Raw genomic sequence first — 24,107 nt, forward strand, 5'->3', positions numbered from 1 at the left:
ATTCTATAAATAGGCTCTAGTTCGCTTAAAGTTGAAGGCACAATGATTTTTTATAACAGAGTGATTTTGATTTTAGAGGGCTAGGCAATATAAATGCATTATGATATTTTTTCTAAACCTAGCTTGCAGAAAAATAGCTGTTCTGCAATCACTTAGCTTTAAGGCTCATTTAATTTGTGTGGTTTTTACTGGCGCTATGTATGCGGTTTAAACGCTTAAGTTGAGTACTTAAGGCTTTATATATGGGGCTTTGAATACTATGACACTCAGATAATTGTCATGCTTTTTTATGCCGACATAGTATACTGCTAGCGTCAGATAGACCTCCCTTTTCGGAATGTGTTTTCTTCAATATGAAAAAATCTTTTGCTCCTACCTATGGTGTTAAAACACTTTCTGTTTTAGCACTTTCTATTGGCTTAACTGCATGTGGCAATGGATCTTGGTGGTCTAACGATAAAGAACCCACCCTCAATGCAGACCAGATTCGCAAAGCCATTCCAAGTCGCGTGCAAGAGCGCAGCTCGTGGGCAAAAGATATCTACGACATTACCGAGCAACTGGGTATTCCACAAACCAAAGAAAATGTTTGTACGATTGTGGCGGTTGTTGATCAAGAATCAAACTTTCATGCTGACCCTGAAGTACCAGGACTGGGTCAAAAAGCAGTGAAAGAAGTACAAGACCGTTTAGATGAAAAATTTAAAGAAAAACTAGGCGATAAAATTGGTGGCACAATCGCAGGCTACTTCCAAGAAGTACTCAAGACCCAGCCAAGTCCTGAAGATAACTATTTGAGTCAAATGAGCCGTGTTCGAACTGAACGCCAATTAGATGAACTATACCGTGAAATTTTTGCTTATATGGCCAAGCATTATCACGTTAGCGCCCTCACAGGTACAGCTAAACTTTTAGGGCAAGATATTAGCGAAAAAATGAATCCAATCACCACTTTGGGTTCTATGCAAGTCTTAGTCAGTTATGCCAAAGAGAATAAACGCCAAAGTGGTAATATGGCGGAATTACGTACAGATATGTATTCACAATACGGTGGTTTATATTATGGTATTCACCGTCTTATGATGTATGACGCAGATTATAACAAGCCTATTTATCGCTTCGCAGATTATAACTCTGGCAAATACTCAAGCCGTAATGCTGCGTTTCAAAGCATGTTAAATAAAGTCAGTGATTCGGATTTAGCCTTAGATGGAGATTTACTGCTCTATAACAAAGAGGGATCTCCACTGGCCACTAAAAGTTCATCTGAACGTGAATTATTAAAAGCTTTTTCTACCAATAATGTGATCTTAACGCCAAATCAGATTCGCTCAGATTTGAAAAAGGAAAAAGACATTGATTTCGAGAAAACAGCAACTTACCGTGCAGTGACAAAACTTTATCAAGAAAAAACGGGCAAAGAACCTTTTTATGCCATAATGCCTGAAGTGGTTATTTCTGGTCCAAAATTAAGTAGAGACTACAATACTAACTGGTTCGCTTCTCGCGTAAACGGACGCTATCAAACATGTATGAGCCGAATAAAACATCTAAAAATTTAGCCCTTTTTGATTTTGATGGAACCCTGTGTAACAAAGACAGTTTTACAGGGTTTATTTTCTATGCGCTATCTAAACGACATATTGTACGGCAAGGTTTAAAAATACTACCTTGGATTCAGGGCTACTATCTTAATATTTACCCTCCTCATGCAATGCGCCCAAAGCTCTATCATGCGATGTTTCGTAATACCCAAGCAGACTCGCTCTACCAGTTGGCCAATGGCTATGCGGAAGAATTAATTCAACATCTAGATCCCGCTCTTTTACATCAACTAAAATGCCATCAGCAATTGGGACATCAAGTGGTGTTGGTTTCCGCGTCTATCGATATTTACTTAAAGCCTATTTGTGAGTTATTGGGCATCGAACTAATTTGTACCGAGGTTGAAATTCAAAATCAGAAAATAACGGGACGATATCAAACCCAAGATTGTAGTAGTGAGCAGAAAAAAATCCGTATTTTGGAAAAATATAATCTGCATGACTACGATAGCATCTATGCCTACGGCAACAGTCACGAAGACTTTGCCATGCTCAGTCTAGCGGACTTTCCTTTTATGGTAGGTCAGGCACAAAGCTTACCTGAGTTAAATCTGGCACGTTCTGCTTAGCACTATAAAATGAATACAAAGATTTTTAGGTTGTACAAAAGGCCATAAAAAAACCTGCATCAGCAGGTTTTTTTATAACGCTCAAAACTATTTATTTTTTAAATGGAAACGCATATTTCACAATACGTTTTAACACGCTACCATACTGCTTGACTAAGCTGGCATTGTTATAGTTCAAACCATATTTTTCACATACAGCCTGTACTTTTGGCGCCATTTTACGGTAACGACGTGCAGGCACATCTGGATATAAATGGTGTTCAATTTGATGGCTTAAATGACCTGTCAGAATGTGGAAAGCTTCTGAACCAGTTAGATTTGAAGAACCACGAATTTGACGCATGTACCAATGCCCACGGCTTTCATTTTCAAGTACTTTTTTTGGGAAAACTTCAACATCTTTGGTAAAGTGACCACAGAAAATAATACTGAATGTCCAAATATTACGAAGACCATTGGCGACCAAATTCCCAGTAAATACAGGCAAAGCAGCTGGCCCTGCAATCAATGGAAAGAACACATAGTCTTTGAATAATTGCTTGCTAATTTTGGCCTGCATTGGTTTCCATTCTTCTTTGGTCTGTTCTTTGCTCTTACGCCCTTTGAAGTATCGGCCCAATTCAAGGTTTTGAATGGCTACACCCCATTGAAACAACAAGCAAAATGGAATGCTATAAATAGGCTGTAAAAGATAGCCAGGCTTCCAACGTTGCTCTGGGAACAAACGCACTAGACCATAACCAATATCATCATCCATCCCTTTAATATTGGTATAGGTATGGTGCTTAAAGTTATGTGTTTGACGCCAGTTATCTGCCGTACCCACAATATCCCACTCATAGGTTTGACCATTGAACTTCGGATCATTCATCCAGTCATATTGACCATGCATCACATTGTGGCCCAATTCCATGTTTTCCATGATTTTGGCAAAACCTAATAGGCCTGTACCCAATAGCCATGCCGGTGGGAACCATCCTGCAAACAGTAAAGCACGACCAGCAAATGATGCATAACGAATACTTGCATACACACGGCGGATATATATGGCATCTTTTTCGCCAAGGTCGTCTAAAACTTCTTGCTTAATCGCATCAAGCTCACGTGCAAGTTCGTCTAACTGACTTTGTGTCAATTCGTTGTTTTTAGGGTTTTTAAAATATTCAAATTTTACAGGCATATTCATCGCAATGGTCCTACCTTATAAATCAATGACAAGATCAGACTGAGCTGAGTTCACACAAATTTTAAGCAAATTGCCAGGTTCAGTGTTTTGTGCACCATTCACCATATTTTTGGTTGAACCTTCTGCTTTGTTACATGCACATTTATTACAAATACCCATACGGCAACCATGTTTTGGTTTGATATTTTGTTGCTCTAAAGCCACCAAAATAGATTCACCTTTTGGAATACTGAGCACTTTATTCGATTGTGTTAGCGTGACATTCACAAAACCAATATCATCATTGGACATTAAGCTCATGCTAAATGCTTCGCTTTTAAATGACTGAGCATGTGAAAAAAGTTGCTCTGCAATAGACACAAAGCCCGATGGGCCACAGGCATATACCTTGCTCGTTTCGACCTGTGTCAGTTGCTCTACATGACTGGCATTTAAGCGCGCGTCTGCATCGGCTTCTTGGGTATAAAAAATTTGATAGCTAAATGTAGGATGCTGTGAAGCCAACTTCTCAAAACGCTCAACAAAAGCAGCGTCACTTTGTTTTTTAACCCAATACATTAAACGAACTGACTGATCTTTGAGCTGGTTATTTTTAGCCATGTCTTTCAACATACTCAGCATTGGTGTAATACCACTGCCCGCCGCTAGCAATACCAGCGGTTGGTGTAGCGCAGTAATAACCATGTCACCAAAAGGTGCGCCAAACTCAACTAAATCCCCCGCCTGAGCACGCTCTGCTAACCATGTGCTCACTTTACCGCCTTGCAAGGTTTTTACCGTAAGCAATACATGCTGTGCATCAAGTTTGGTTAAGCTGTATGTACGCTCATAGCGAATACCATCGACCACAGCAAATACTGGATGATGCTGTCCAGCTTGCCCAAATTGAAAATGACGATTCACTTGAATCGTGAGGCTAACCATGCCTTCAGCAGCAGTATCCTTCTGCACAACTTTACCCAAAGCTTTGTTACTCGACCAAAGCGGATTGATCTTTTGAAGCCAAAAATTAATAGCATCTAGATCTAACACACTGTCTGTAACGAAGCTTAAAGGCGATTTTGCTTTAGCAAGAACATGCATTGTCATGTATATCTCGTGGGTTTTTTAATTATTATACACATGTATATATATCTGTATATATATTTGTGCATAAATTATTCAGACCCAAAACACTATTAAGCTCAAGTCAATCTATGTTAATGTTTCTCATCCTTTGAAAGACATGGCATCTGTCTGCCTTGAATACGAATATAGACACTATGCTCCAAGAACAAACGCAACCTGAAATGACTCCTACTATTCGCAATGTCGGACGCAAAGCGACCATTACAAAAGACGAACTCTTTCAAGCCGCACTCAATTTAATTGGGCCTCAAAAAAGTATTGCCTCTTTAAGTTTGCGTGAAGTGGCACGTGAAGCAGGCATTGCGCCAAATAGTTTTTATCGTCATTTTAAAGATATTGATGAACTAGCTATTGAACTGATTGACCGTGCAGGTGTTGTACTGCGTCAAATTTTGCATGAAGCACGTCTTAAAGCATCAAAGCAAAGCAGTATTATTCGCAGTTCAGTTGAAGTATTTATTCAACAACTGGATGCCGACACAGGCAATTTAAGTTTGCTCCTGCGTGAAGGTTATACAGGTTCAGATTCATATAAAAAAGCAGTTGAACGTCAGCTGAACTTTTTTCAACAAGAGTTGAGAGAAGATTTAATCGTGTTGGAAAAACTCAACAATAGTAAGCTGTCTCACCCAGATATAGTAGCTAAGGCCATTACACAATTGGTGTTTAATATGGGCGCCAAAGTGATTGATATGCCTACTATTGAACGAACTGAAGTGGCTGAACAAACCATGATTATGATTCGAATGATCTTGGAAGGTGCTCGTCAACTTGACGAAGCTAAAATTCGTTAAACGATTCTCATGCTTCATTTAAACCAACCTGCTGACTTAAATAAAACGCTGAGCTTGCCGAGTTTAAAGCCACCTTCTGCTCAAAACTGATATACACATTTATATGCGGTATAAGCATACCGCCTATACAGGGCTTATTATCTGCAATCAAATTTCAACACCTATAAACTCAATATTTCATGAGTTGTATGCACGGTGGCGAATATTCTCTAAACCCTTTCGTATATCTTGAATCATGCTATAGATTCAAACTGGCAATTCATCTTCAGATCCAAACCTTCCATTTACACATATCAAAATACAAAGTTGAAGCTGTGTTCGCCCTGTTATATTGAGCTTTATTTGGCGGATACAACCAGGGCTTGCTGTGGTAAAAAACTTGCGCCACAGGTGGTTTTATCCCCAGCAACTACAACTGCACGACCTTTAACTATGGTAGTTTGATCAGATGCTATCGCAGCTACCATCGCTTTGCACTTAGGGCAAAAATGCTTCATGCCATTTAAGTGCACAGCAATTCCATTGATGATGAAAGAACTTTCAACTTCCGTTACGATGCCACCATGTGAAGTTTTTGCGCCAAGAGTAATCAGTGCTTTAGACATTGTTATTATTTTTCGAGTTATTTTAGATGGGCTCATTTTAACGAAACACTGCACAAATCTCCACCGCTCAATCACGACACTAATCGCTCATCAAAACTCCTAAATTATTTTCATTTTTTATCTTATTTACATCTATAAGCCGTATTTAATTTCTGTGAATCGTTTACATTAAATAGCATATCTAAGAATGTGAGTATTTAATGATGAATGAATGTCATAGACATGAAATACAGCAATTTTTTCAATTATTTCAGCATACTTTAGACCGCATTCAAATTAATTATAACGAAGCATCCTCAAACCTAAGTGTCAGTCCTATTTTTGCCATACAAACACATCGCAATGAACAGCACACTTGGCAAATTCAAGCTTTTTATCAATCTATTTCAGCAACCAACCCTATCATTGAAATTGAATATTTCTTAAATCGCCTAGTCTCAAGCCAGCAGATTCGAGAACAAAATATTCATGACTTATTTTCATTGGTTGCACACTATTGCCAAGCTCAATATACAAATCTGCCCCAACAGAAGCTCTTCGCCCTTTACCGTCATCTGTATACATGTTTCTTTGCTTCAACTATGCAAATCACCTCAATACAACAGCACGAAATATGCATCGAGCACCAACATATTGAAGCCTGTAAGCAACAGTTAAGGGCCGTGGTAGCACAATTAAAAAATACGACTTTACATCAACTCTTAGATCCAACGATTACCAATTGGTATTTACGCATTTGGAGCGAGTTTGATCTACACACCTATAGTCAATTTAGCCTAAAGATTAAGCCACACATTGGCGATTTAAAACGTTGGGAACAAGAAAATCCAAACCGGCTGTTTTGGTTCTTGTTATGGCAAGATTTCAACTCTGTTGATGATCCGAGCTATTTTAGTTATATGCATTTAATGCAAATAAACTATTTAGATGTCCCTTTATTTCAGCATAAAGGTCAAATTAAACAGCTATTTGCACAAGTACCAGATCAATTTATTGCTTTACTAAAATTGGTTTTTTCAGCATCCACACAAAAAATGTATGCTTCACAGATTATTTTTAACTTAATTCCACACTTAAGCTGTCAGGAACAACTGCTAAACCTCAGTATGATGATGCCACACGGTCAGTATAGCCTGTACGGCGAATATGTAGCACAATATAGTCACGCACTGGCTTTAAACTTACATATCATCCAAAACCTCGAACAGTTTAATGACATTGACTTATCACTGAACGATTTCATTTATGGGCAACAAATACATGGTACTGAATATACGCAACTGCCCAATATTGCATTGATTCAATCTTCCACAACTGCACAAAGCTTGATTCGCCATAGTGCGATTTGGCACAAAAAAAGCCAACGCATACAAATATCAAATTATCCCTTTGATTTTAAAGCCAGTTCATTTCAATTCCATGATTGTACCTTTGAGCTAATTTGCAATACTCAGGAATTATTAACTGAAGCCCAAGAAATGGAACATTGTATCCTGAGCTTTGCATCGTCTATTCATCATGAACAGTATTATTGCTTTCGGGTGTTTTGGCAGGAATTTCGAGGCACTTTAGGTTTGCGCTACAACAAAAACTGTTTTAAATACGAATTTCACCAATTAACGGCACCACGTAATGCACCTGCACCCGAATATGTGATCCGAGTTGCGAAAACTTTGAGTGAATATCTGACTGTAGAAGATATCTATTTTGACAATCCGTTGATTGCAGCATAAATTCATTAGGATGTGATTAGGCGTCAATATACGACGCCAAGAACTCGTTAAATTGCAAATGCACTTTATAATATTGTGATAAATAAAAACATAACACCGCAAGGGAATAAACCATGACACAACCAGATCCAGCAGAACAATTTATTCTCAATATTCGCCAAACACTCAACCACGACTGGAACCCTATTAGTGTTGGCAATTCACCTGAGTTACAGGATGAATATGATAGCTACATCGATGGACTTCTAGATATTTTAGATGATGAAAATGCATCAATTGATGCCTTAAAAGACTATCTATTAATCATAGAAAATGAACAGATGGGATTAGAACCTGATTCTAATAAAGCCCAAAAAGTAGCTGAAAAACTCTGGCAACATTTTGAACGTTTTATTGCATAACAGGAAAGTCCACGCCTCTTAAACCATTTAAGAGGCATTTAATGCAGTGATATATAGCACGCGTAGTGACCAGATTATGCTTCATCTCTCTTTATATTTTTACAATTTGGAGTTTAGTCATGCGCTTTTTAGATGATTTTAATACTGAACAATCAGATCGCCAGATTCATTTAGACTTGAGCCAATCAGATGTAGATCTACAAAAGACCCTACTCAATTATTGTATTGAGCAACAGCCTGAAGTGCTTGTGGCTGATGGCATAGAAGCCGATCATGTGCTTAATCTTTTACCATCATTAAGCATTCACTGTGGTGCTATTGCACTCCAGCATCCCAGCTTAAAGCAAGTGAATATAGAGCAACTCAGCTCACAGTATGGCATCATCATTCAACTCGATCCTCAGCATCCACACTATGAAGCCTTAAATCAGTGCTTTGCAATGATTCCATTAGAAGAAGACTTTGAGCAGGCAGTACAATTTCTTAAAAACACCTACATGCTCTCACCTCTTGATCCTAGCGATTTGATGGATTAAAAAAAGCACCCGAAGGTGCTTTTTATGTATCATTTTCAGGATTATGGTTTAACCACAACCATCACCTGAATAGCTTCTGGTGTTACAGATAAACCATCCAGTAAAGTTAGACCTTCTTTCTGCAATTTTTGCAAACGTGAAATTTCATCTTCACGGATACTTGGGTTAAATTGCTTTAAGTAAGTCAAACGATCAATTTCATACTGCCATTTGTTGCCATACACTTCTTTAGCTTGTTGTTTGAAGTTTGGCAATGCAGCTTTCGCTATATCCAATGCTTGGTTATAACGCGATTCAATGACATCACGACGCGCTTTCACCACTTGGCGACAGCTATTGCCATCCAAATGATGTAAATATGGCTTCAAGATTTCAGGTGCAATTTTTTGCGATAAATCTTGGCCTTTTTCACTCAGCAGTACACGTACCAATTGTTGAGGCAAACTTGAAGGTAAGTTCAATGCTTTTGGTGCAATCACATCAACCTTAAACCACACTTCAATTAATACTGAGCCTTGTGGTAGCGCTGCAGACTTTAATACTGCCACATTGGTACTACCAAAACCTTGGGTATTAATCATTTCCATCACGCTTTCAGTGAATGGATGCTCCAGTGTTAAATACTGTGCATCTTCACGCAATTGTGCTTGGTCACGATAGAAAGTTGCTGTCATGCCTTCTTCATCTAAGGTCAGACCTTGAACCTGCATTTGATCTGTCGGCTTAATAATCACTGTACCATTGCTTTGCTCATCAAAATCAATGTTTGTAGACGCCATAAAGCGCTTCATAAACATAGGCAAAGTGGTATTGTCATCATAGTCTTCAAGTGCAGTTACAATTTCTTGTGCCACAATTGGACGGCAAGAGTTGTACTCAAGCAAGCGGTCACGACCAGCTTGAAGCTCTGCTTCTAAAGCTTCACGTTGTACTGATACTTCTTCAAGTAAATCTTCAAACTGTTGACCTAAATCTGCCAATAGACAGTCTTTAAGTTGCACGATGAAGTTTTCTTGTAAAGTTTGCGCTGTTGGCGAAATATTGCTGAAAATATTCAAGCCTTCATTGTACCAACGGAACATACGTTCTTGCGCCGTACCAACCAAGTATGGCACATGAATTTGAATACGGTTTTCTTGACCAATACGATCCAAACGCCCAATACGCTGTTCTAATACATCTGGGTTAGCTGGTAAATCAAATAACACTAAATCAGATGCAAATTGGAAGTTACGCCCTTCTGAACCAATTTCAGAGCACAGTAAAATTTGTGCACCGTATGATTCTTCAGCAAAATATGCAGCCGCTTGGTCACGCTCAAGTAAGCTCATACCTTCATGGAACATCGCTGTACGCACGCCTGCATGTAAGCGAAGTACATTTTCCAAAGCTTCAACCACTGGGCCACTACGCGCAATTAATAACACTTTATTGTGTTTTAAATCTGTGCGTAATTTTTCCATCAACCACATCACACGTGGATCATGCTCCATCCAAGCACCATCAAGCTGTGCTTCTTCAGGCCACATTTGCTCACGTAGCTTACCATCTTTAGACCAGTTTTCTGGTGCTGGTAATGGTGCTGGTTGACAATCACGACCTGGGAAACCTTGAATTGCTTCGCGGGTGTTACGGAATAAAATACGACCTGTACCGTGACGATCTAAAATTTCATGAATCGCACGGAAGCGTTGCTCTGGTGTATCGTCAATACGTTGGCCTAACAGCACTTCAACCGCATCTAAATGTACTGCTTCAAGCGGGAAATCAGACATCAACACTTCTGCAATTTTTGCAGTTTGTTGATATTGCTCTTCTTCATCTAAGAAACGGTCAAGCGAGTTAAAACGTGATGGGTCAAGCAAACGTAAACGTGCAAAATGGCTTTCTACACCCAATTGCTCTGGTGTTGCTGTTAATAGCAACACGCCCGCTGTTTGCTGTGCCAATTCTTCAATTAAGTCGTAGCGGTCGTTACCACCGTCTTCTTCATTCCACATCAAATGATGTGCTTCATCGACAACCAACAGATCGAAACCAGCTTCAAGCGCCTGTTCACGTAAATCGTCATGGTCAATCATCAAGTCAACAGAAGCAATAATACGTTGCTCTGTTAAGAATGGATTTAAATCTGGATCGTGTTCTTTAATAGACGCGGTACGGGTCAAATCAAATAACGAGAACTCAAGATTGAAACGACGACGCATTTCAATCATCCACTGGTACTGGAGTGAATCTGGAACCAATACCAAAATACGTTCAGAACGACCTGTTTTGAGTTGCTGATGAATAATCAGACCGGCTTCAATGGTCTTCCCCAAACCTACTTCATCGGCCAAAAGTACACGCGGTGCAAAACGTTTACCAACTTCATGTGCAATATACAGCTGATGCGGAATAAGGCCCACACGAGAACCGACCAAACCACGTAATGGGCTGGCTTTCATATTGGCTTGCATAAGTAATGCTTCAATACGTAAGTCATACCATTCTTTATAATCGACTTGGCTTGCCAATAAACGATCAAGTGGCTTAGACAACTGAATATTTGCGCCAATACGCGTTTCATTCAGTGCTTTGCGTTCTTCTAAACCATCTTCAAGCTGGCGAATCACGTTATAACGGAGTACGCCATGACGGTCTTCTACAGATTCGACCTTCCAAGTTGAGCCTTCTTGATCTTGAAGTTCATCGCCTGCGTTAAAAACAATACGAGATAAAGGCGCATTGTGGCGTGCATAGACTCGAGTCTCGTCGCTTTTTGGGAATAAAATGCTGATAGATCGCTCATCTACATCAATGAGAACTCCTAAACCAAGTTCTGTTTCTGTGTCTGATAACCAACGCTGACCAATAGCAAACTGCTGCAATTTTTCCACCTTTATCTTGAATTTAGGCTATATATTTTAAAACTCAAACACTGTTTGATATTTGAGCAAAAAATAGTACCTCTTAGCAATATATTTTGACATAAAGCTCACCAAAATGTGAGCCCAATAACCGATGTTATTTAGACCTTAAAACGGCACAGGACAATTAAATTCTACGCCTTGCTCAGTTTTGGGATGCTTAAAGCTTAATTGCGCCGCATGCAAACATAAACGTGATGACAGCGCCTGTTGTTCTGGACTTGCATATAAGGTATCTCCAATGATTGGATGCCCCAAATACTGCATGTGTACACGTAATTGATGCGAACGCCCTGTAATTGGCGTCAAAATGACCCGCGTCACAGGAGAGCCGTTAATTTCAAATTGTTCAGCAACCTTCCAATACGTTAAAGCAGGTTTATTGTGTTCAGGTGCCGCAATATGCAAAGGCGGATGTTCTGGATCATAAATCACAGGGACATCGACAGTGCCTTCACCATGCAAATGGCCTGCCACAATAGCTTGATAGGTTTTGGAGGTTTGACGTTCTTGAAACTGACGGGAGATGCGGTTTTGACCCAACTTAGAGAGCGCAAAAACCAAAATACCTGAGGTATCGCGGTCTAAGCGATGAATCAGTAGCGTTTTGGGTTCTGCTTGAATTAAGCGATTGATTAAGCAGTCCTGTAGATCTGCGGTTTTTCCTGGTACGGTGAGTAAGCCTGCTGGCTTGTGAATCACCATAAAATCTTCATCACGATGAATTAAATGTTCTGTTAGAAAATTATTCAATGTTCAATCCAGGCCAATCGTGAAAACAAGGGCGCAATGATAAAAAGCTTAGCAAAGAAATACAATGCGAAAAGCTTTATTTCCTGATGATTTTTCCGATTTTATAAAAAATAAATTTCAATTCTTCAAAAATTAATTTTTGCACTGCAAAATTTTGAGTAATTCTTGCAAAGTTGCATGTTGCCAAAACAGTTCATAACTAATATTTGCACCATTTGCTCGCCATAAACCCACTAGGCTGACCATAGCCACCGAGTCTAGTCCATAACTACGCAAATCTGCGGTCGGATCAATATCCAAGGCGTCCATATTTAACTGTTCTGCAATGGCCAGTAAAATGCCTTTTGTCGATAAAATAAATTCCGCAGGTGCAGACAGATTCCAAAGGCGCATCAGACTATAGCTATTCATGTGATGAATGCCTTGTGCTGACATTGAATCTATCCATTGAATATGCTGTTCTTGAGTATTTAACAGCACTGCATCATCCACCAGACAAATTTGCTCAGTTACGCTATATAAATGGGGCAAAATTTGTTTCAGCATTGGCGTAATTTGCCCTGCGAATATCAACTGAGGATGTGTACTTGCGTATTCGCCCAACTGTTGCATCCCTTGTAGCAAATCATCTCCATATAAATCGACTATTGGAATGTCTAGCGCCTTCGCTTTATTGGTCAAATGAATCAGATTTTCCATCAACTGCGTGTCTTGTATACCCTCTTGCATACGTAAGTTTTGCAAACCCACCAGTACCAACACAGACTGTGCAGATGACAACTGCCATTTTGCTTGAGAGAGTGAAAATTGGATTTTTTTGGGCATTGGATACAGCATACAGGCTCGGTACAAAACTCATGTTGGAACACCTGTTATGCTAACGCAGAATCAAGCCATCGAGTTGGTTTATTCTTATGATGATTTAGTTTTCGTCTCAGTTAGGCCTTTCATATCATCATGATGATGTTCAATACCCTCGAATTTAGATGTAATTCATTTGACTTTGTGTCATTTCATTTTTTAACCAATTTAAAAAAATGATTTTCCGAGGGTCTTCCGTAAAACTCGTATGCGATAGCAAATAATATGAAGAGCCATCTTGAATAGGCTGTGTCAATTGATCCAAAGACTTTAAATCCAGTTCTTTTTCAATCATGTAAATAGAAATAATTGTTGCCCCTAAACCCGCCAAACATCCTTCTAAACAGAGATAAAAATGCTCTAATTCTGTCTTTGAATATGTTTTTAACAAATATTTAAGATCAGCCAATTGATTTAATTTTTTAAAAAAATTTGGCCTAGATTTAGAAATTAATAGTTCTTGCGTTTTGGGAAGATGTGAAGCTTGAACCGCTACAATATATTCGTCTCCTATTTTTTCGCTAAAAATATGTGCGCCCCAGTCAAAGTCGTTTCGACGAATAGCGATATCTATATTATTTTTTTCGAAATCAATATCACCGCCATCAGTCAATAAAACAACTTCAAAATCATGCCCAAGTTTTTTAAATTCTACGAGCCTAGGAATCAGCCATTTCATAGAAATTGTTGGCTCACAGGAAAGTACCAATTGTTTTTGTTCAATTTTATTTTTAGTTAAACCAATCAGGCATTCATCTAATTGATTAAAAATCATTTGAGCACAATTAAAAAGTATCTCCCCCTCTTTCGTAAGAATTAAAGATTTATTTCGTCTCTCAAACAGTTCGATATCTAATAGCTCTTCTAGATTGTAGATTTGTTTGCTTACAGCACTTTGTGTAACAAATAATTTTTTTGCGGCAATCGTCACACTACTGTACCTAGCAACAAAATAAAAAAATTTTAGTGAATTCAAAGGGATTTTCTCTATCATTCCAAATACTCATATATGCTTAGTCGATTTTATCAATTTTATTTTTTTAACTATTGTTCAAAATAAAAATCACCATAAGCAACAATACAGCTAATACAATGGAAAATATATTAAAAATAAGTTCATTTAACAAAAAACCGTTTCCAGAATACACACATTCGAAAGAAATTATAGATCATGGCTATACATTTATTGATTCAAATACATTCCAAAAAATACAATATTTGAATAATTTTTACGAGGTAAAAGAACAAGATATATGCAACTTTATCAATAGCTGGAATGAGCTCGAATTAGATCAATTTATGTCTGACAAAGGAAAATACAGAACTAGAAAACATGCAACGTTTACAATTAATGATAAGCATAAAATCTTAATAAAAAATTCATATATCCCTCATTTTCAGACCATTGAATACAACACTTTAAATGGAGGAATTGCCAGATATTTTTCAGAAATTGAGAAAAATACTATTGAAAATCCTGTTTTTAAAAATTTACTGCAATTTGCTTATCTAACTTTTTCTGAAATTAAAACTGAAAATTGGTTTATTGAAGCGCATCAATTCCGAATTAAAGCTCAAGTAAATGACATTGGTAAGCCCACACCAGAAGGTATTCACCGTGACGGTGTAGATTTTGTCTTAATGGCAATTATTAACCGCCATAACATCAAAGGTGGAATGACGAAAATTTATGATTTAAATAAAAATTTAAAAACTGAATTTATGCTTGAAAATTTTTTAGATGTCGCACTCGTTGATGATCATCAGGTTTATCACAGTGTAACTGAAATACAGGTCGATGATTCCATTCAAAGCAACACTGGTTTACGCGATGTATTAGTTATCACTTTTAAAAAGGCATAATTCATGGGTGAACTTATTGCTGTTATTCTCATTACTTTACTTGCGGTTGTCAGTCCTGGCGCTGATTTCGCAATCGTGACCAAAAATAGCTATTTATATGGTAGAAAAATTGGTGTTTTAACTTCATTGGGCATCTCCCTCGGCGTTTTAATCCATGTTAGCTACACGCTGATTGCTGTTGCATTTGTAATGGCTTATACACCGCAAATTCTTAATATCGTCAAGTATATTGGTGCTATATATCTGATATATATTGGCTATAAAACTTTTGTACAAAAACCAATCACCGATACTTCAGTAATTTCTGTAATAAATCCCTTTCAAGCAATCAAATACGGCTTTTTTACCAATGCCTTAAACCCTAAAACGACATTATTTGTGATCAGCACATTTACGCAAATCGTCAGTACAACTACACCTAAAATTATTCTTATCAGCTATGGCATATTTATGTCATTTGCCCACTTTTTATGGTTTTCATTAGTTGCATTACTGTTCTCTTCAATTGTTTTAAGACAGAAAATGTTGGCGCGACAAGTGCAAATCAACAGAGTTATTGGATCTATTTTATGTGTACTCGGAATACTTCTTCTTTTTGCTAAGTTTAAATAATTTGGAAAATACTATGAAAAAAATGGCTTTTATTGATATGGAAGGTGTTCTTATTCCAGAACTATGGAAACACTTCTCAACTGTACTGAATATCCCTGAATTAGCGGTTACGACTCGAGAAGTAGCAGACTATAAGTCGTTAATGAACTTCAGAATCAATATACTGAAAGAAAACAACATCCCTTTAACAAAATTAGTTGAGCTCATTAAAGAAATTGATGCAAGTCCAAATGCTAAAGAATTCTTGGAATACTTAAAAAATAATAAAAAATTTGAGGTGAAAATAATATCGGACTGCTTCTATGAGTTTTTAGATCCTTTTTTTGATAAATTAAATTTACCCATTAATAATGCATATTGTCATAATTTAGAAATCAATTCGAATGGTTATATAGAAAATGTAATTTATAATAGAAAAAAAGGAAAGCATGAAATTATTGTAAATTATCAAAAAGAAAAAGTGCCATTAAAAAATAGTATCGCCATTGGAGATGCATTCAATGATTTTACGATGTTACACTTAGTTGATCATGGTTTTTTATTTCAACCCTCCGAAGAAGTAAGTAAAAACTCTCCTTTTTATTTTCATAAAGTTGAATCGTATCAAGAAATTATTCAATATTTAACCTATAATAGAGTCGCATAATCTAAGTCATTCTCAATTTCTATAAAATCATACCTATACATTTTATAAAAATTCATCACTTATAAAAAAAAGCTCAAGATGAAACTCTTGAGCTTTTTCATTATATGTCATGTTCTACATATTATTTAGGATCAAACTGAGAAAATCTTTTTAAAGATTAGACCTGTGCGAAAAACTTCTCAATCGCCTGCTGTGCAATTTCTGCATCCTGAAATGATTTCACACCAGATACCCCTATTGCCCCGACCAGTTGACCTTCATACATAATTGGCTCACCGCCCTCAAGCATGCCAGAAAATGTTTCCATGGTCAGAAACCCCATCTGCCCGCCTTTAATAATATCTTCAAACAGCTTAGAAGGACGATGGCTGATAGCAGAGCATTTGGCTTTTTCCAAACACAAATTCGCAGTCATTGGCGATGCACCATCCATGCGTTTCATTGCCAACAAATTGCCCGTTTCATCTGTAATTGCAATGCTCACATTAAAGCCATTTTCTAAAGCATAGGCCTGTGCTGTGTTTAACAAAAACTCTGCATCTGCCAAGGTTAAATAATGTTTGGTTTTCATTTACAAAGTCCTTTTCTTAAAAAACTAATCTTAAAACAACAAAAAAGCCCACAGCAGGCTGCGGGCTTTATTCTAAAGCAGAATTTACAGATTTAAATGAAAATTACTTCATTTCAGCAAAAACTTCTTTTGCCATTTCAATGGTAAAAGCAATGTCTTCATCGCTGTGCGCGCTTGAGAAGAAACCTGCTTCAAATGCAGATGGTGCAAGGTTTACACCGCGTTGTAACATACCGTGGAAGAACTTACGGAAAGCATCTACATCACATTTTAAAATGGAATCAAAACCTGTGATTTCTGTTTGATCTGTAAAGTAAATACCAAACATACCGCCTACTTGCTGAGTAAAGAACGGAATACCCGCTTCATCTGCAGCTGCTTGTAAACCAGCAAGTAAACCAGCCAATTTTTCTGTTAAAGTTTCATAAAAACCTTCAGCACGAAGATGCTTAAACATTTCAATACCAGCACGCATTGCCAATGGGTTACCAGACAATGTACCCGCTTGATAAACTTTACCCAGTGGCGCGATGCATTCCATCACTTCGCGTTTACCACCAAATGCACCCACAGGTAAGCCAGCACCAATAATTTTACCCAAAGTGGTTAAATCAGGTGTTACACCATAATGTGCTTGCGCACCGCCTAAACCAACACGGAAACCTGTCATCACTTCATCAATAATGAATACTGAACCGTGCTCGTCACATACATCACGGATTGCTTGGAGGAAACCATCAATCGGTTTTACCAAGTTCATATTACCTGCTACAGGCTCTACAATCACACCCGCGATTTCTGAACCAAATTTTGCAAAGCATTCTTTCAGCATGGCAATATCGTTATACGGAAGCGTTAACGTATGCTTAGCAAAATCAGCTGGTACACCCGCAGATGTCGCCTCACCTTCACCCTTAGTGAGTAAACCAGAACCTGCTTTGACTAAAAGCGAGTCTGAATGGCCATGGTAACAGCCTTCAAATTTCACAATCTTGTCACGGCCTGTATAGCCACGTGCAAGACGGATTGCCGTCATGGTCGCTTCTGTACCCGAGTTGGTCATACGTACCAATTCAATCGACGGCATAATTTCACAAATGATGTCCGCCAAAGTCGTTTCATGCACGGTAGGCGCGCCAAAGCTTAGACCATCAACCGCAGCTTCTTGCACTGCTTTAATAATATCAGGCTGTGCATGACCTAAAATCATGGGGCCCCAAGAACCCACATAGTCCACATAGCGTTTGCCGTCTACATCGTACAAATATGCGCCTTGTGCTTTTTCAATAAATACAGGTGTACCGCCTACACCGTTAAATGCGCGCACAGGAGAATTTACGCCACCAGGAATATGCTTACTGGCTTGTTTAAATAATTGTTCTTGCTTAGCAGATAAAGTCATGAAAATACTCAACTCAAAAAATTAAAATGCGATTCAATACTTAAGCTTTTGCAGCAAAAAGCTCAGACCAGTCGTATACACGTTGTCCAACCACAGACATCGAACGGCCCAATACATCACTAACAACAGCACAAAGATCTGCACCGGCTTCAATCACCTCAGCAGAATTTTCTACGGTTAAACCGCCAATTGCGCAAATAGGTACATTCAATTTTGCTTTGGCTTGTTTTAGGGTTTCTAAACCAATGTTGCCAGCTTCTGGTTTGGTTTCAGTCGCAAAAATGGCACCAAAAGCCACATAGTTTGCGCCATCGGCAATCGCTTGCTCAGCCAGTTCTAATGAATTATTACAGCTACGACCAATCAACACGCCTTTAGGCAAGCGCGCAACTGCATCTTGTATAGAGCCATCATCCTGACCCAAATGTACACCCACACCGTACTGCACAGCAGCTTCTAAGTCATCATTAATGACGAATGGCACTTTGTACTGTTCACATAGATGTTTCATATAACCAATTTCATAGTCCTGATTTTCTTTTGCAACATTCTTACGGCGATATTGCAAAACAGCCACTTCATACGTTGCCATTGCGCCTTCTAGCTTGGCTAAAAGTAGCTCAATCGGGTCATCATTGGTAATTAAATATAAACCGCGCATAATACAATCACTTATCAAAACTTAGCAGTATTATAGGCTGAACTAGAGAGCTAAGCGCATAGATATTTGCTTAGGCAATGCAAGATTGACTGAGAAATTTGAAAAAAGAAGTTTTTTTTACAAAAAAGTGCTTTTAGGTACAAAATATACCCAATTATAGGGATAGCGACATGCCAATAATCACGCTTTAATAGCTTACACAACAACAGCAATAATATAAAAAAATCAGTACACTTTAAAAAAGAAATCTACAGCGCAAATTGGATCTATAAGTGTTTTATTTAAAAACGTTTTGGGGAACGTTGAAACACTTATAGATCCAACCTATTTTCCTTTTATATCGCATTCTTCACAGTAAAAAACTACAGAATCACTTGGGTGATTTTGATCATTTGTTAAAATATCTTGAAGCATAAAAAAAGCCTAGAGAAGGTCACTCTAGGCTTGGAAAACTGGTCATGTGTCTATGACTAACAATATTAGAAGAATAACAGTAAAAATATGATTTGTGTATCTCGCATTGCCCATTCTAATGCTTTTCTTAGAGTATTTTACCTAATTAGGCAACATAACCGATCAGATTAACAACTTATGAAACTCACCATGATGCTCGCTTCCAACCTATTAGCTTTCTATACGGTCATGGCGACGGTCTATCAAACTTAAATTACCTTGAACAATATCGTTAAGCATTCGCCAATCTGAAATAAAGCTATATAGGGGTTGTTTAAAGCTCGCAGGTTTATTACGTTCAAATACAAAATGCCCCACCCATGCACAGGCATAACCAGATACTAGCCCGTAAAGTACATATTTAGGACGTCTTTTGATGATTGCTTTGGAGAAAAAATATAGACCAATTGTGCTACCCGTTGCATGTAAACGACGGCTGGTAATATTTCGATGCTCGGTCAAATAAAAACGGTAAAAATCCGAATATTTTCGAATAGGTAATTGGAATTCTGGCTCTTGCTCAAATTTGGGTTGTACCTGCGCATTCATTGCAACGTCCTCATTGTTTTCTTTCACCATAGCTTAAATTTCAGCCAATGAAAAGCCGTTTTATACTCGCTGGTTTCCCCCAAATACTGCCTTTATTTTTGATTTAACGTATAGCTGTTAGCCCATACAAATTCAAAACAAATACGCAGTGATTTCCGAATCAAATAAAAAGATCAAGTCTTACTTTGCACTGTTTTTTGTTTACAATCGAGCCTGAAAAATTGAAAGTACATTCAATTTCAGATGCTTTTTCAAGCGATCTGACATTGCAAGCAACCTCTTTAGATAGGTTGTTTTTATTTAGGACATAATCATGGTTGAAGTTGAATTAAAATTTCAGATTCCAGAAGCACGACGCGCAGCATTGCTTAAAGCAATCGATCCAAAAAAATCAGAACAGATTCAACTTAAAGCCAAATATTTTGATACTGCCGATAAATTACTGGCACAACAACATGCCGCAGTGCGCCAGCGTTTAGAAGGCGATCGCTGGGTACAAACATTGAAAGCTGCTGGGAAAACCCATATTGAGCGCTTTGAACACAACCTTGATTTAGGTGTACATGAGATTGCACCTGAACTCAATCTAGCAATTTATCAGCAACATCTAGAAGCTTTACAGGTGCTACAAAATGCCTTGGGCAATCAAGTTGATCAACTGCAATTACAGTTTGAAACTGACATTCTGCGCACTTGCCGTGTGATTCAATACGAAGACGCTGAAATTGAAGTGAGTCTAGATGTGGGCTGTATTCGCACTCAACATGCAGAACACAGCGTGCATGAGGTTGAGTTTGAATTGAAACAGGGATCTATTCAGTCTTTACTGGCATTTTGCTTTGAATGGGTTAAAAAGTACCAACTTTGGCTGGATGTTCGCAGTAAAGCTGAAATTGGCAACTTATTGGTTGCTTCGCAATTGGTTAGCCCTGCTGTAGTCTCTAAAGACTTTGTCCTCAGTAAAAAAGACCCAGCGAGCCAAAACTTGCGTGCCTTGGTTGCACAGCAAATGCAGCATTTATTGCCTAATATTGCAGCCATTTCAGCCTCGGTTGCCACACCAGAGCACATGCAAGAAGCACGCAATGCACTCAAGCATTTACAGTTAACCATTAGCTTGTTTAAAGACTGGAACCCCGATGTTTCAGACAAATGGGGCTATCAATTAGATGCTTTTAAGCAACAGTTTGATCAGTTACAACACTTTGAACACATGCGCGATACGCTGGGTGCTTTTTTACAAAACCCGACCACTGCAGAGAATTTGGCAAAAGATATTTTATATGCCAAAGAAAAGCTGGGGAATTTGGTCAAATCCACACTCAATGTGCATCATTATTTAGAACTGATGATGTTCAGCCTGAATAACACTCAGCATGTGCAGAGTCATGATTTAAAATGGTATGCACACAATACACTGCAACAGCAGTACAAGTTGCTACAAGACAGCCTCACAGTTGCAGACATCACTGACTTTGAAAGTTTGGACGTATTGGCTCGACATATTCAAGAGTTAAAATTTAGCTTCCCAATTTTAACTTCTATTTACGATGTGAAAAATCTACAGAAATACGGCAAAGCTCTGAATGATGCACAATTAGCAGCACATGAATATCAAGTCCTGTCTTCTTCTGCTCAGTATATTCAACAAACTGAACTCGAAGCCAGTGATTGGTTTGTACTTGGCTGGTTAACAGCAAAACAAGAAGTGTATGCTCAGCGCTTACTGGAAGCGACTGAACAATTTTTAGTGAGTCGTAAATTAATTAAATAACTAAGCGAAATAGGCTTTTACTGTACATAAAAAAGCAGACACCTGTCTGCTTTTTATTGGATAGATCAGTATCAACATGCTTATTAGATACGGCGTATTGAAACTTCAGTTATATGCTTAACGATTTTTTCCAAAAACCTTCCATGTATTATTATCTGCCAAGGCATCTGCATAGCTATCACTACGCTGTTTGCGGGGTTTATCACGTGCGTCCACCAATTTAAAATCAGGTTCTACACTTAATACTATGCCATTCACATAGAACCGTGTTCGCGTGTAATCACTTTGCCCATGCTGAAAAACATAAGTTCTTAAATCAATAAATTCTCGATGTGCGACTAAAACTGCTGTTTCATCACTATCCAACCAACGACGCATCGCCAATACCTGCTCCGCTTCATATTGGCCACATTTTTCAATTAAGCTCGCAATACCGCGAAAGCTTTTAGATTCTTTAGCTCTGGTTTTATTAATTCGAATACGGTCTACATAAAAATAAAACAACGGTAAATTTAAATGACTTGGCAAATGAATCGCATCCATCACCTCATCATCCATAAACGGTTGAAATAAGTCTTGTGCCCTTTCAATCAGACCCGTCCACTGTTGATAGTATTCATCAACCTCCGCCTTCGTTCCGTAGTAGATCGGGAGGCCTTCAACATTGGCTAAATTTGCAGGTGGCCAAATATTTTGACGTAATAAAGCAATATCACTTTTTAGGCTTTGTACTGCAATGGCATCTTGCATGAGGCATCCATTTTATTGCTTAGGCTATTTTTAGATTATGTCAAAGTTTTATTTTCTGCAAGGCTTTGCCTATAATTAGGCTTTAAGATTTTAGATGTCAGGAAAAATTCATGGTTCAAAAGATTGAAGCAACCGATGTAACCGAAGAAGAAGCGTTAAATGCGGCATTCTTTGAACGTGCAGATGAATTTATTAAACTCGCAAATGAATTTAGCCGTGTAGAAAAAGGTAGCGAAGAAAAACCTGCTGAAAAACGTGGCCAAATTAGTGCTGCTATGTTGTTTGGTACCGCGCGTTTTAATACTTGGGTGGCTGCCAATAACTTCAAAGACGGTAATGAAATGCGTGATGCCAAAGAGCAAGTGATGTCTTATGTATTACAGCAATTTCAAATGATGCTGGAAGACAACTATGACGAATACTGCGAACAGTTTGAAAACTACCTCCGCTTCCGTCACAACGAAGAATTCCATGCCAATAAGCATAAGCACGATCATAATCACTAAGTGATTGAATAAAGCTCCTTTGGGAGCTTTATTCTTTTATAGCTTAGCTAAATGCTATTAAAACAACCATTTGTCACTTTTTCATTCTGTTTTGCTGTTTTATTCGCTCAGACCTTTTATATTAAAAATAGATTGCTGCAAACAAAGGACAGTCATGCATCAGCTCGGTTTTTCTATTATTGATGCCCACATTCATCAATGGGACCCCTATAACACGCCTCATGCTGCCAAAATGGCAGTGAAACTCTTGGGGAAACACCCTTATTTACTCGATAAAATGATGCGTCTTGTAAAATCCGAAGACCTCATTGAGACTGTCGGATTAACACAACACGTGACAGCGCCTTATTTGCCTAAGAATTATAAAGCAGATCTTGGCGACTACGATGTCGATAAAGTCGTCCATGTTGAAGCTAATTGGCACCATCAAAAGGGCAAAGCTGTGGTCGCTGAAACGGAGTTTGTCTCTAAATTAGATTTTCAGGCCCAACATTTGACTTTAGCTGGCATTGTAGGGACTGCCGATCCACGTGATGCCAACTTTAAAAAGATTTTAAAACTGCATCAGGCAGCATCACCACTATTTCGTGGCATTCGTAAAATGGCTGCATACCATGAAGATCCTAAAATTCATGCATGGACAGATGAGCCACATTTATATACCAACAAAAAATTTATGAAAGGCTTTGAAGCCTTAGCTTCAATGAATTTAAGCTTTGATGCTTGGACTTATTCGAGCCAATTGACAGACCTCATTCAGTTAGCCAAAACGTTCCCAGAAACCTCCATTGTACTGGATCACTTTGGTACACCAGCAGGCCTCTTTGGCCCTGTAGGTTCACATACTGGCTTAACCAAAACAGCGCGTGAAAATATACTATTTCATTGGCAAGAAGACATGGCCGAATTAGCAACTTTACCCAATGTTTATACCAAAATGTCTGGACTATTTATGCCAATTTTGGGTCATCAATTCCATAAACAAAAACGGCTAGCCAGTAAAACCGAAGTCTTTGATTTGGCCTATCCTTTAATTAGCCATGTATTACACTGTTTTGGGCCGTATCGAATCATGTTTGCTTCTAACTTTCCTATGGATAGTGTAAGCACCAGTTTAGTCAATATTATTGATGCCTTTAGTGATGCTATAGCCGTATCGCACCCAGACGCTTTAAGCCTCGTATTCCGTGATAACGCCAAACAGTTCTATCGCCTGTAAAAGTTATGCTTTCAGTTAATGT

General features: G+C 38.3%; 24 protein-coding genes. 12 read left to right on the forward strand and 12 right to left on the reverse strand.

From position 1 onward, the window contains the following. The first annotated feature begins 353 nt into the window (after window positions 1–353). Together D9K81_RS15430 and D9K81_RS15435 are read left to right on the forward strand one after the other, a co-directional pair. Window positions 354–1,562 (forward strand): DUF1615 family protein, encoded by a 1,209-nt coding sequence (locus D9K81_RS15430; protein WP_120373448.1) that lies wholly within the window; start codon window positions 354–356, stop codon window positions 1,560–1,562. Beyond that, window positions 1,529–2,173 (forward strand): HAD-IB family hydrolase, encoded by a 645-nt coding sequence (locus D9K81_RS15435; protein WP_120373449.1) that lies wholly within the window; start codon window positions 1,529–1,531, stop codon window positions 2,171–2,173. Before D9K81_RS15430 ends, D9K81_RS15435 begins: the two co-directional genes overlap by 34 nt. A gap of 91 nt (window positions 2,174–2,264) precedes the next feature. Here the strand turns inward: D9K81_RS15435 and D9K81_RS15440 are convergent, their stop codons facing one another. Together D9K81_RS15440 and D9K81_RS15445 are read right to left on the reverse strand one after the other, a co-directional pair. Then, on the reverse strand, window positions 2,265–3,359 hold the full coding sequence (locus tag D9K81_RS15440; RefSeq protein WP_120373450.1) for a fatty acid desaturase family protein: 1,095 nt from the start codon (window positions 3,357–3,359) through the stop codon (window positions 2,265–2,267). 15 nt (window positions 3,360–3,374) lie between these two features. Further along, window positions 3,375–4,442, reverse strand: a complete 1,068-nt coding sequence (locus D9K81_RS15445; RefSeq protein ID WP_171406955.1) for a ferredoxin reductase — start codon at window positions 4,440–4,442, stop codon at window positions 3,375–3,377. Window positions 4,443–4,621: 179 nt separating this feature from the next. Between D9K81_RS15445 and fabR the strand changes: the two genes are divergently transcribed. Further along, window positions 4,622–5,281: an HTH-type transcriptional repressor FabR gene (gene fabR, locus D9K81_RS15450; RefSeq protein WP_120373452.1), complete on the forward strand. Its 660-nt coding sequence runs from the start codon at window positions 4,622–4,624 to the stop codon at window positions 5,279–5,281. Between the two features lie 338 nt (window positions 5,282–5,619). On the opposite strand, the gene D9K81_RS15455 is transcribed toward fabR, so the two are convergent. After that, window positions 5,620–5,886, reverse strand: coding sequence for a PAAR domain-containing protein (locus D9K81_RS15455; RefSeq protein ID WP_120373453.1), 267 nt, complete (start codon window positions 5,884–5,886; stop codon window positions 5,620–5,622). A 200-nt stretch (window positions 5,887–6,086) separates the two neighbouring features. Between D9K81_RS15455 and D9K81_RS15460 the strand changes: the two genes are divergently transcribed. The 3 genes from D9K81_RS15460 (at window position 6,087) to D9K81_RS15470 (ending at window position 8,556) form a co-directional block, all read left to right on the forward strand. After that, entirely contained in the window at window positions 6,087–7,619 is a 1,533-nt protein-coding gene (locus tag D9K81_RS15460) for a hypothetical protein (protein WP_120373454.1), read from the forward strand. A 113-nt stretch (window positions 7,620–7,732) separates the two neighbouring features. Further along, window positions 7,733–8,020, forward strand: coding sequence for a hypothetical protein (locus D9K81_RS15465; RefSeq protein WP_120373455.1), 288 nt, complete (start codon window positions 7,733–7,735; stop codon window positions 8,018–8,020). Window positions 8,021–8,139: 119 nt separating this feature from the next. Then, entirely contained in the window at window positions 8,140–8,556 is a 417-nt protein-coding gene (locus D9K81_RS15470) for a hypothetical protein (protein WP_120373456.1), read from the forward strand. 41 nt (window positions 8,557–8,597) lie between these two features. Here D9K81_RS15470 and rapA read toward each other — a convergent pair whose 3' ends face one another. From rapA to D9K81_RS15490, 4 genes are all read right to left on the reverse strand, one after another. Then, the gene (gene rapA / locus D9K81_RS15475; RefSeq protein ID WP_120373457.1) at window positions 8,598–11,435 is read right to left on the reverse strand and encodes an RNA polymerase-associated protein RapA; all 2,838 of its coding nucleotides are present in this window, start codon (window positions 11,433–11,435) and stop codon (window positions 8,598–8,600) included. 138 nt (window positions 11,436–11,573) lie between these two features. After that, window positions 11,574–12,218 (reverse strand): RluA family pseudouridine synthase, encoded by a 645-nt coding sequence (locus D9K81_RS15480; protein ID WP_120373458.1) that lies wholly within the window; start codon window positions 12,216–12,218, stop codon window positions 11,574–11,576. Between the two features lie 132 nt (window positions 12,219–12,350). Continuing rightward, window positions 12,351–13,055, reverse strand: coding sequence for a phosphopantetheine-binding protein (locus D9K81_RS15485; protein ID WP_120373459.1), 705 nt, complete (start codon window positions 13,053–13,055; stop codon window positions 12,351–12,353). Between the two features lie 145 nt (window positions 13,056–13,200). Further along, the gene (locus D9K81_RS15490) at window positions 13,201–14,073 is read right to left on the reverse strand and encodes a LysR family transcriptional regulator (RefSeq protein WP_120373460.1); all 873 of its coding nucleotides are present in this window, start codon (window positions 14,071–14,073) and stop codon (window positions 13,201–13,203) included. Window positions 14,074–14,171: 98 nt separating this feature from the next. Between D9K81_RS15490 and D9K81_RS15495 the strand changes: the two genes are divergently transcribed. The 3 genes from D9K81_RS15495 to thrH are packed head-to-tail and all read left to right on the forward strand — an operon-like array spanning window position 14,172 to window position 16,200. Further along, window positions 14,172–14,942, forward strand: coding sequence for a 2OG-Fe dioxygenase family protein (locus tag D9K81_RS15495; RefSeq protein ID WP_120373461.1), 771 nt, complete (start codon window positions 14,172–14,174; stop codon window positions 14,940–14,942). Between the two features lie 3 nt (window positions 14,943–14,945). Beyond that, the gene (locus D9K81_RS15500) at window positions 14,946–15,554 is read left to right on the forward strand and encodes a LysE family translocator (RefSeq protein WP_120373462.1); all 609 of its coding nucleotides are present in this window, start codon (window positions 14,946–14,948) and stop codon (window positions 15,552–15,554) included. Window positions 15,555–15,567: 13 nt separating this feature from the next. Beyond that, window positions 15,568–16,200 (forward strand): bifunctional phosphoserine phosphatase/homoserine phosphotransferase ThrH, encoded by a 633-nt coding sequence (gene thrH, locus D9K81_RS15505; protein WP_120373463.1) that lies wholly within the window; start codon window positions 15,568–15,570, stop codon window positions 16,198–16,200. Window positions 16,201–16,357: 157 nt separating this feature from the next. On the opposite strand, the gene D9K81_RS15510 is transcribed toward thrH, so the two are convergent. From D9K81_RS15510 to D9K81_RS15525, 4 genes are all read right to left on the reverse strand, one after another. Further along, entirely contained in the window at window positions 16,358–16,771 is a 414-nt protein-coding gene (locus D9K81_RS15510; protein WP_120373464.1) for a GlcG/HbpS family heme-binding protein, read from the reverse strand. A 103-nt stretch (window positions 16,772–16,874) separates the two neighbouring features. Beyond that, window positions 16,875–18,173, reverse strand: coding sequence for a glutamate-1-semialdehyde 2,1-aminomutase (gene hemL / locus D9K81_RS15515; RefSeq protein ID WP_121523626.1), 1,299 nt, complete (start codon window positions 18,171–18,173; stop codon window positions 16,875–16,877). A gap of 40 nt (window positions 18,174–18,213) precedes the next feature. Then, entirely contained in the window at window positions 18,214–18,834 is a 621-nt protein-coding gene (thiE, locus tag D9K81_RS15520) for a thiamine phosphate synthase (RefSeq protein ID WP_120373466.1), read from the reverse strand. 624 nt (window positions 18,835–19,458) lie between these two features. Further along, window positions 19,459–19,836, reverse strand: a complete 378-nt coding sequence (locus D9K81_RS15525; RefSeq protein WP_120373497.1) for a DUF962 domain-containing protein — start codon at window positions 19,834–19,836, stop codon at window positions 19,459–19,461. Window positions 19,837–20,149: 313 nt separating this feature from the next. Between D9K81_RS15525 and D9K81_RS15530 the strand changes: the two genes are divergently transcribed. Beyond that, the gene (locus tag D9K81_RS15530) at window positions 20,150–21,610 is read left to right on the forward strand and encodes a CYTH domain-containing protein (protein ID WP_120373467.1); all 1,461 of its coding nucleotides are present in this window, start codon (window positions 20,150–20,152) and stop codon (window positions 21,608–21,610) included. A 117-nt stretch (window positions 21,611–21,727) separates the two neighbouring features. Here D9K81_RS15530 and D9K81_RS15535 read toward each other — a convergent pair whose 3' ends face one another. Continuing rightward, window positions 21,728–22,360, reverse strand: coding sequence for a hypothetical protein (locus D9K81_RS15535; protein ID WP_120373468.1), 633 nt, complete (start codon window positions 22,358–22,360; stop codon window positions 21,728–21,730). Between the two features lie 110 nt (window positions 22,361–22,470). On the opposite strand from D9K81_RS15535, the gene D9K81_RS15540 reads away from it, so the two are divergent. Together D9K81_RS15540 and D9K81_RS15545 are read left to right on the forward strand one after the other, a co-directional pair. After that, window positions 22,471–22,866: a DUF3144 domain-containing protein gene (locus D9K81_RS15540; protein ID WP_120373469.1), complete on the forward strand. Its 396-nt coding sequence runs from the start codon at window positions 22,471–22,473 to the stop codon at window positions 22,864–22,866. Window positions 22,867–23,020: 154 nt separating this feature from the next. Continuing rightward, complete coding sequence (locus tag D9K81_RS15545) at window positions 23,021–24,085, forward strand: amidohydrolase family protein (protein ID WP_120373470.1); 1,065 nt, start codon at window positions 23,021–23,023, stop codon at window positions 24,083–24,085. The last annotated feature ends 22 nt before the right edge of the window (window positions 24,086–24,107 follow it).

Source organism: Acinetobacter chengduensis (genome assembly GCF_003664645.1).
Lineage (GTDB): Bacteria > Pseudomonadota > Gammaproteobacteria > Pseudomonadales > Moraxellaceae > Acinetobacter > Acinetobacter chengduensis.

Coding starts and splice junctions, on each gene's coding strand:
- D9K81_RS15435 (WP_120373449.1), top strand. CDS start 1,529: ATGTATGAGCCGAATAAAACATCTAAAAATTTAGCCCTTTTTGATTTT.
- D9K81_RS15495 (WP_120373461.1), top strand. CDS start 14,172: ATGGAAAATATATTAAAAATAAGTTCATTTAACAAAAAACCGTTTCCA.
- thrH (WP_120373463.1), top strand. CDS start 15,568: ATGAAAAAAATGGCTTTTATTGATATGGAAGGTGTTCTTATTCCAGAA.
- D9K81_RS15545 (WP_120373470.1), top strand. CDS start 23,021: ATGCATCAGCTCGGTTTTTCTATTATTGATGCCCACATTCATCAATGG.
- D9K81_RS15455 (WP_120373453.1), bottom strand. CDS start 5,886: ATGTCTAAAGCACTGATTACTCTTGGCGCAAAAACTTCACATGGTGGC.
- D9K81_RS15535 (WP_120373468.1), bottom strand. CDS start 22,360: ATGCAAGATGCCATTGCAGTACAAAGCCTAAAAAGTGATATTGCTTTA.
- thiE (WP_120373466.1), bottom strand. CDS start 18,834: ATGCGCGGTTTATATTTAATTACCAATGATGACCCGATTGAGCTACTT.
- hemL (WP_121523626.1), bottom strand. CDS start 18,173: ATGACTTTATCTGCTAAGCAAGAACAATTATTTAAACAAGCCAGTAAG.
- D9K81_RS15445 (WP_171406955.1), bottom strand. CDS start 4,442: ATGCATGTTCTTGCTAAAGCAAAATCGCCTTTAAGCTTCGTTACAGAC.
- D9K81_RS15440 (WP_120373450.1), bottom strand. CDS start 3,359: ATGAATATGCCTGTAAAATTTGAATATTTTAAAAACCCTAAAAACAAC.
- D9K81_RS15510 (WP_120373464.1), bottom strand. CDS start 16,771: ATGAAAACCAAACATTATTTAACCTTGGCAGATGCAGAGTTTTTGTTA.
- D9K81_RS15500 (WP_120373462.1), top strand. CDS start 14,946: ATGGGTGAACTTATTGCTGTTATTCTCATTACTTTACTTGCGGTTGTC.
- D9K81_RS15460 (WP_120373454.1), top strand. CDS start 6,087: ATGATGAATGAATGTCATAGACATGAAATACAGCAATTTTTTCAATTA.
- D9K81_RS15465 (WP_120373455.1), top strand. CDS start 7,733: ATGACACAACCAGATCCAGCAGAACAATTTATTCTCAATATTCGCCAA.
- fabR (WP_120373452.1), top strand. CDS start 4,622: ATGCTCCAAGAACAAACGCAACCTGAAATGACTCCTACTATTCGCAAT.
- D9K81_RS15525 (WP_120373497.1), bottom strand. CDS start 19,836: ATGAATGCGCAGGTACAACCCAAATTTGAGCAAGAGCCAGAATTCCAA.
- D9K81_RS15490 (WP_120373460.1), bottom strand. CDS start 14,073: ATGATAGAGAAAATCCCTTTGAATTCACTAAAATTTTTTTATTTTGTT.
- D9K81_RS15485 (WP_120373459.1), bottom strand. CDS start 13,055: ATGCTGTATCCAATGCCCAAAAAAATCCAATTTTCACTCTCTCAAGCA.
- D9K81_RS15430 (WP_120373448.1), top strand. CDS start 354: ATGAAAAAATCTTTTGCTCCTACCTATGGTGTTAAAACACTTTCTGTT.
- D9K81_RS15530 (WP_120373467.1), top strand. CDS start 20,150: ATGGTTGAAGTTGAATTAAAATTTCAGATTCCAGAAGCACGACGCGCA.
- D9K81_RS15540 (WP_120373469.1), top strand. CDS start 22,471: ATGGTTCAAAAGATTGAAGCAACCGATGTAACCGAAGAAGAAGCGTTA.
- D9K81_RS15470 (WP_120373456.1), top strand. CDS start 8,140: ATGCGCTTTTTAGATGATTTTAATACTGAACAATCAGATCGCCAGATT.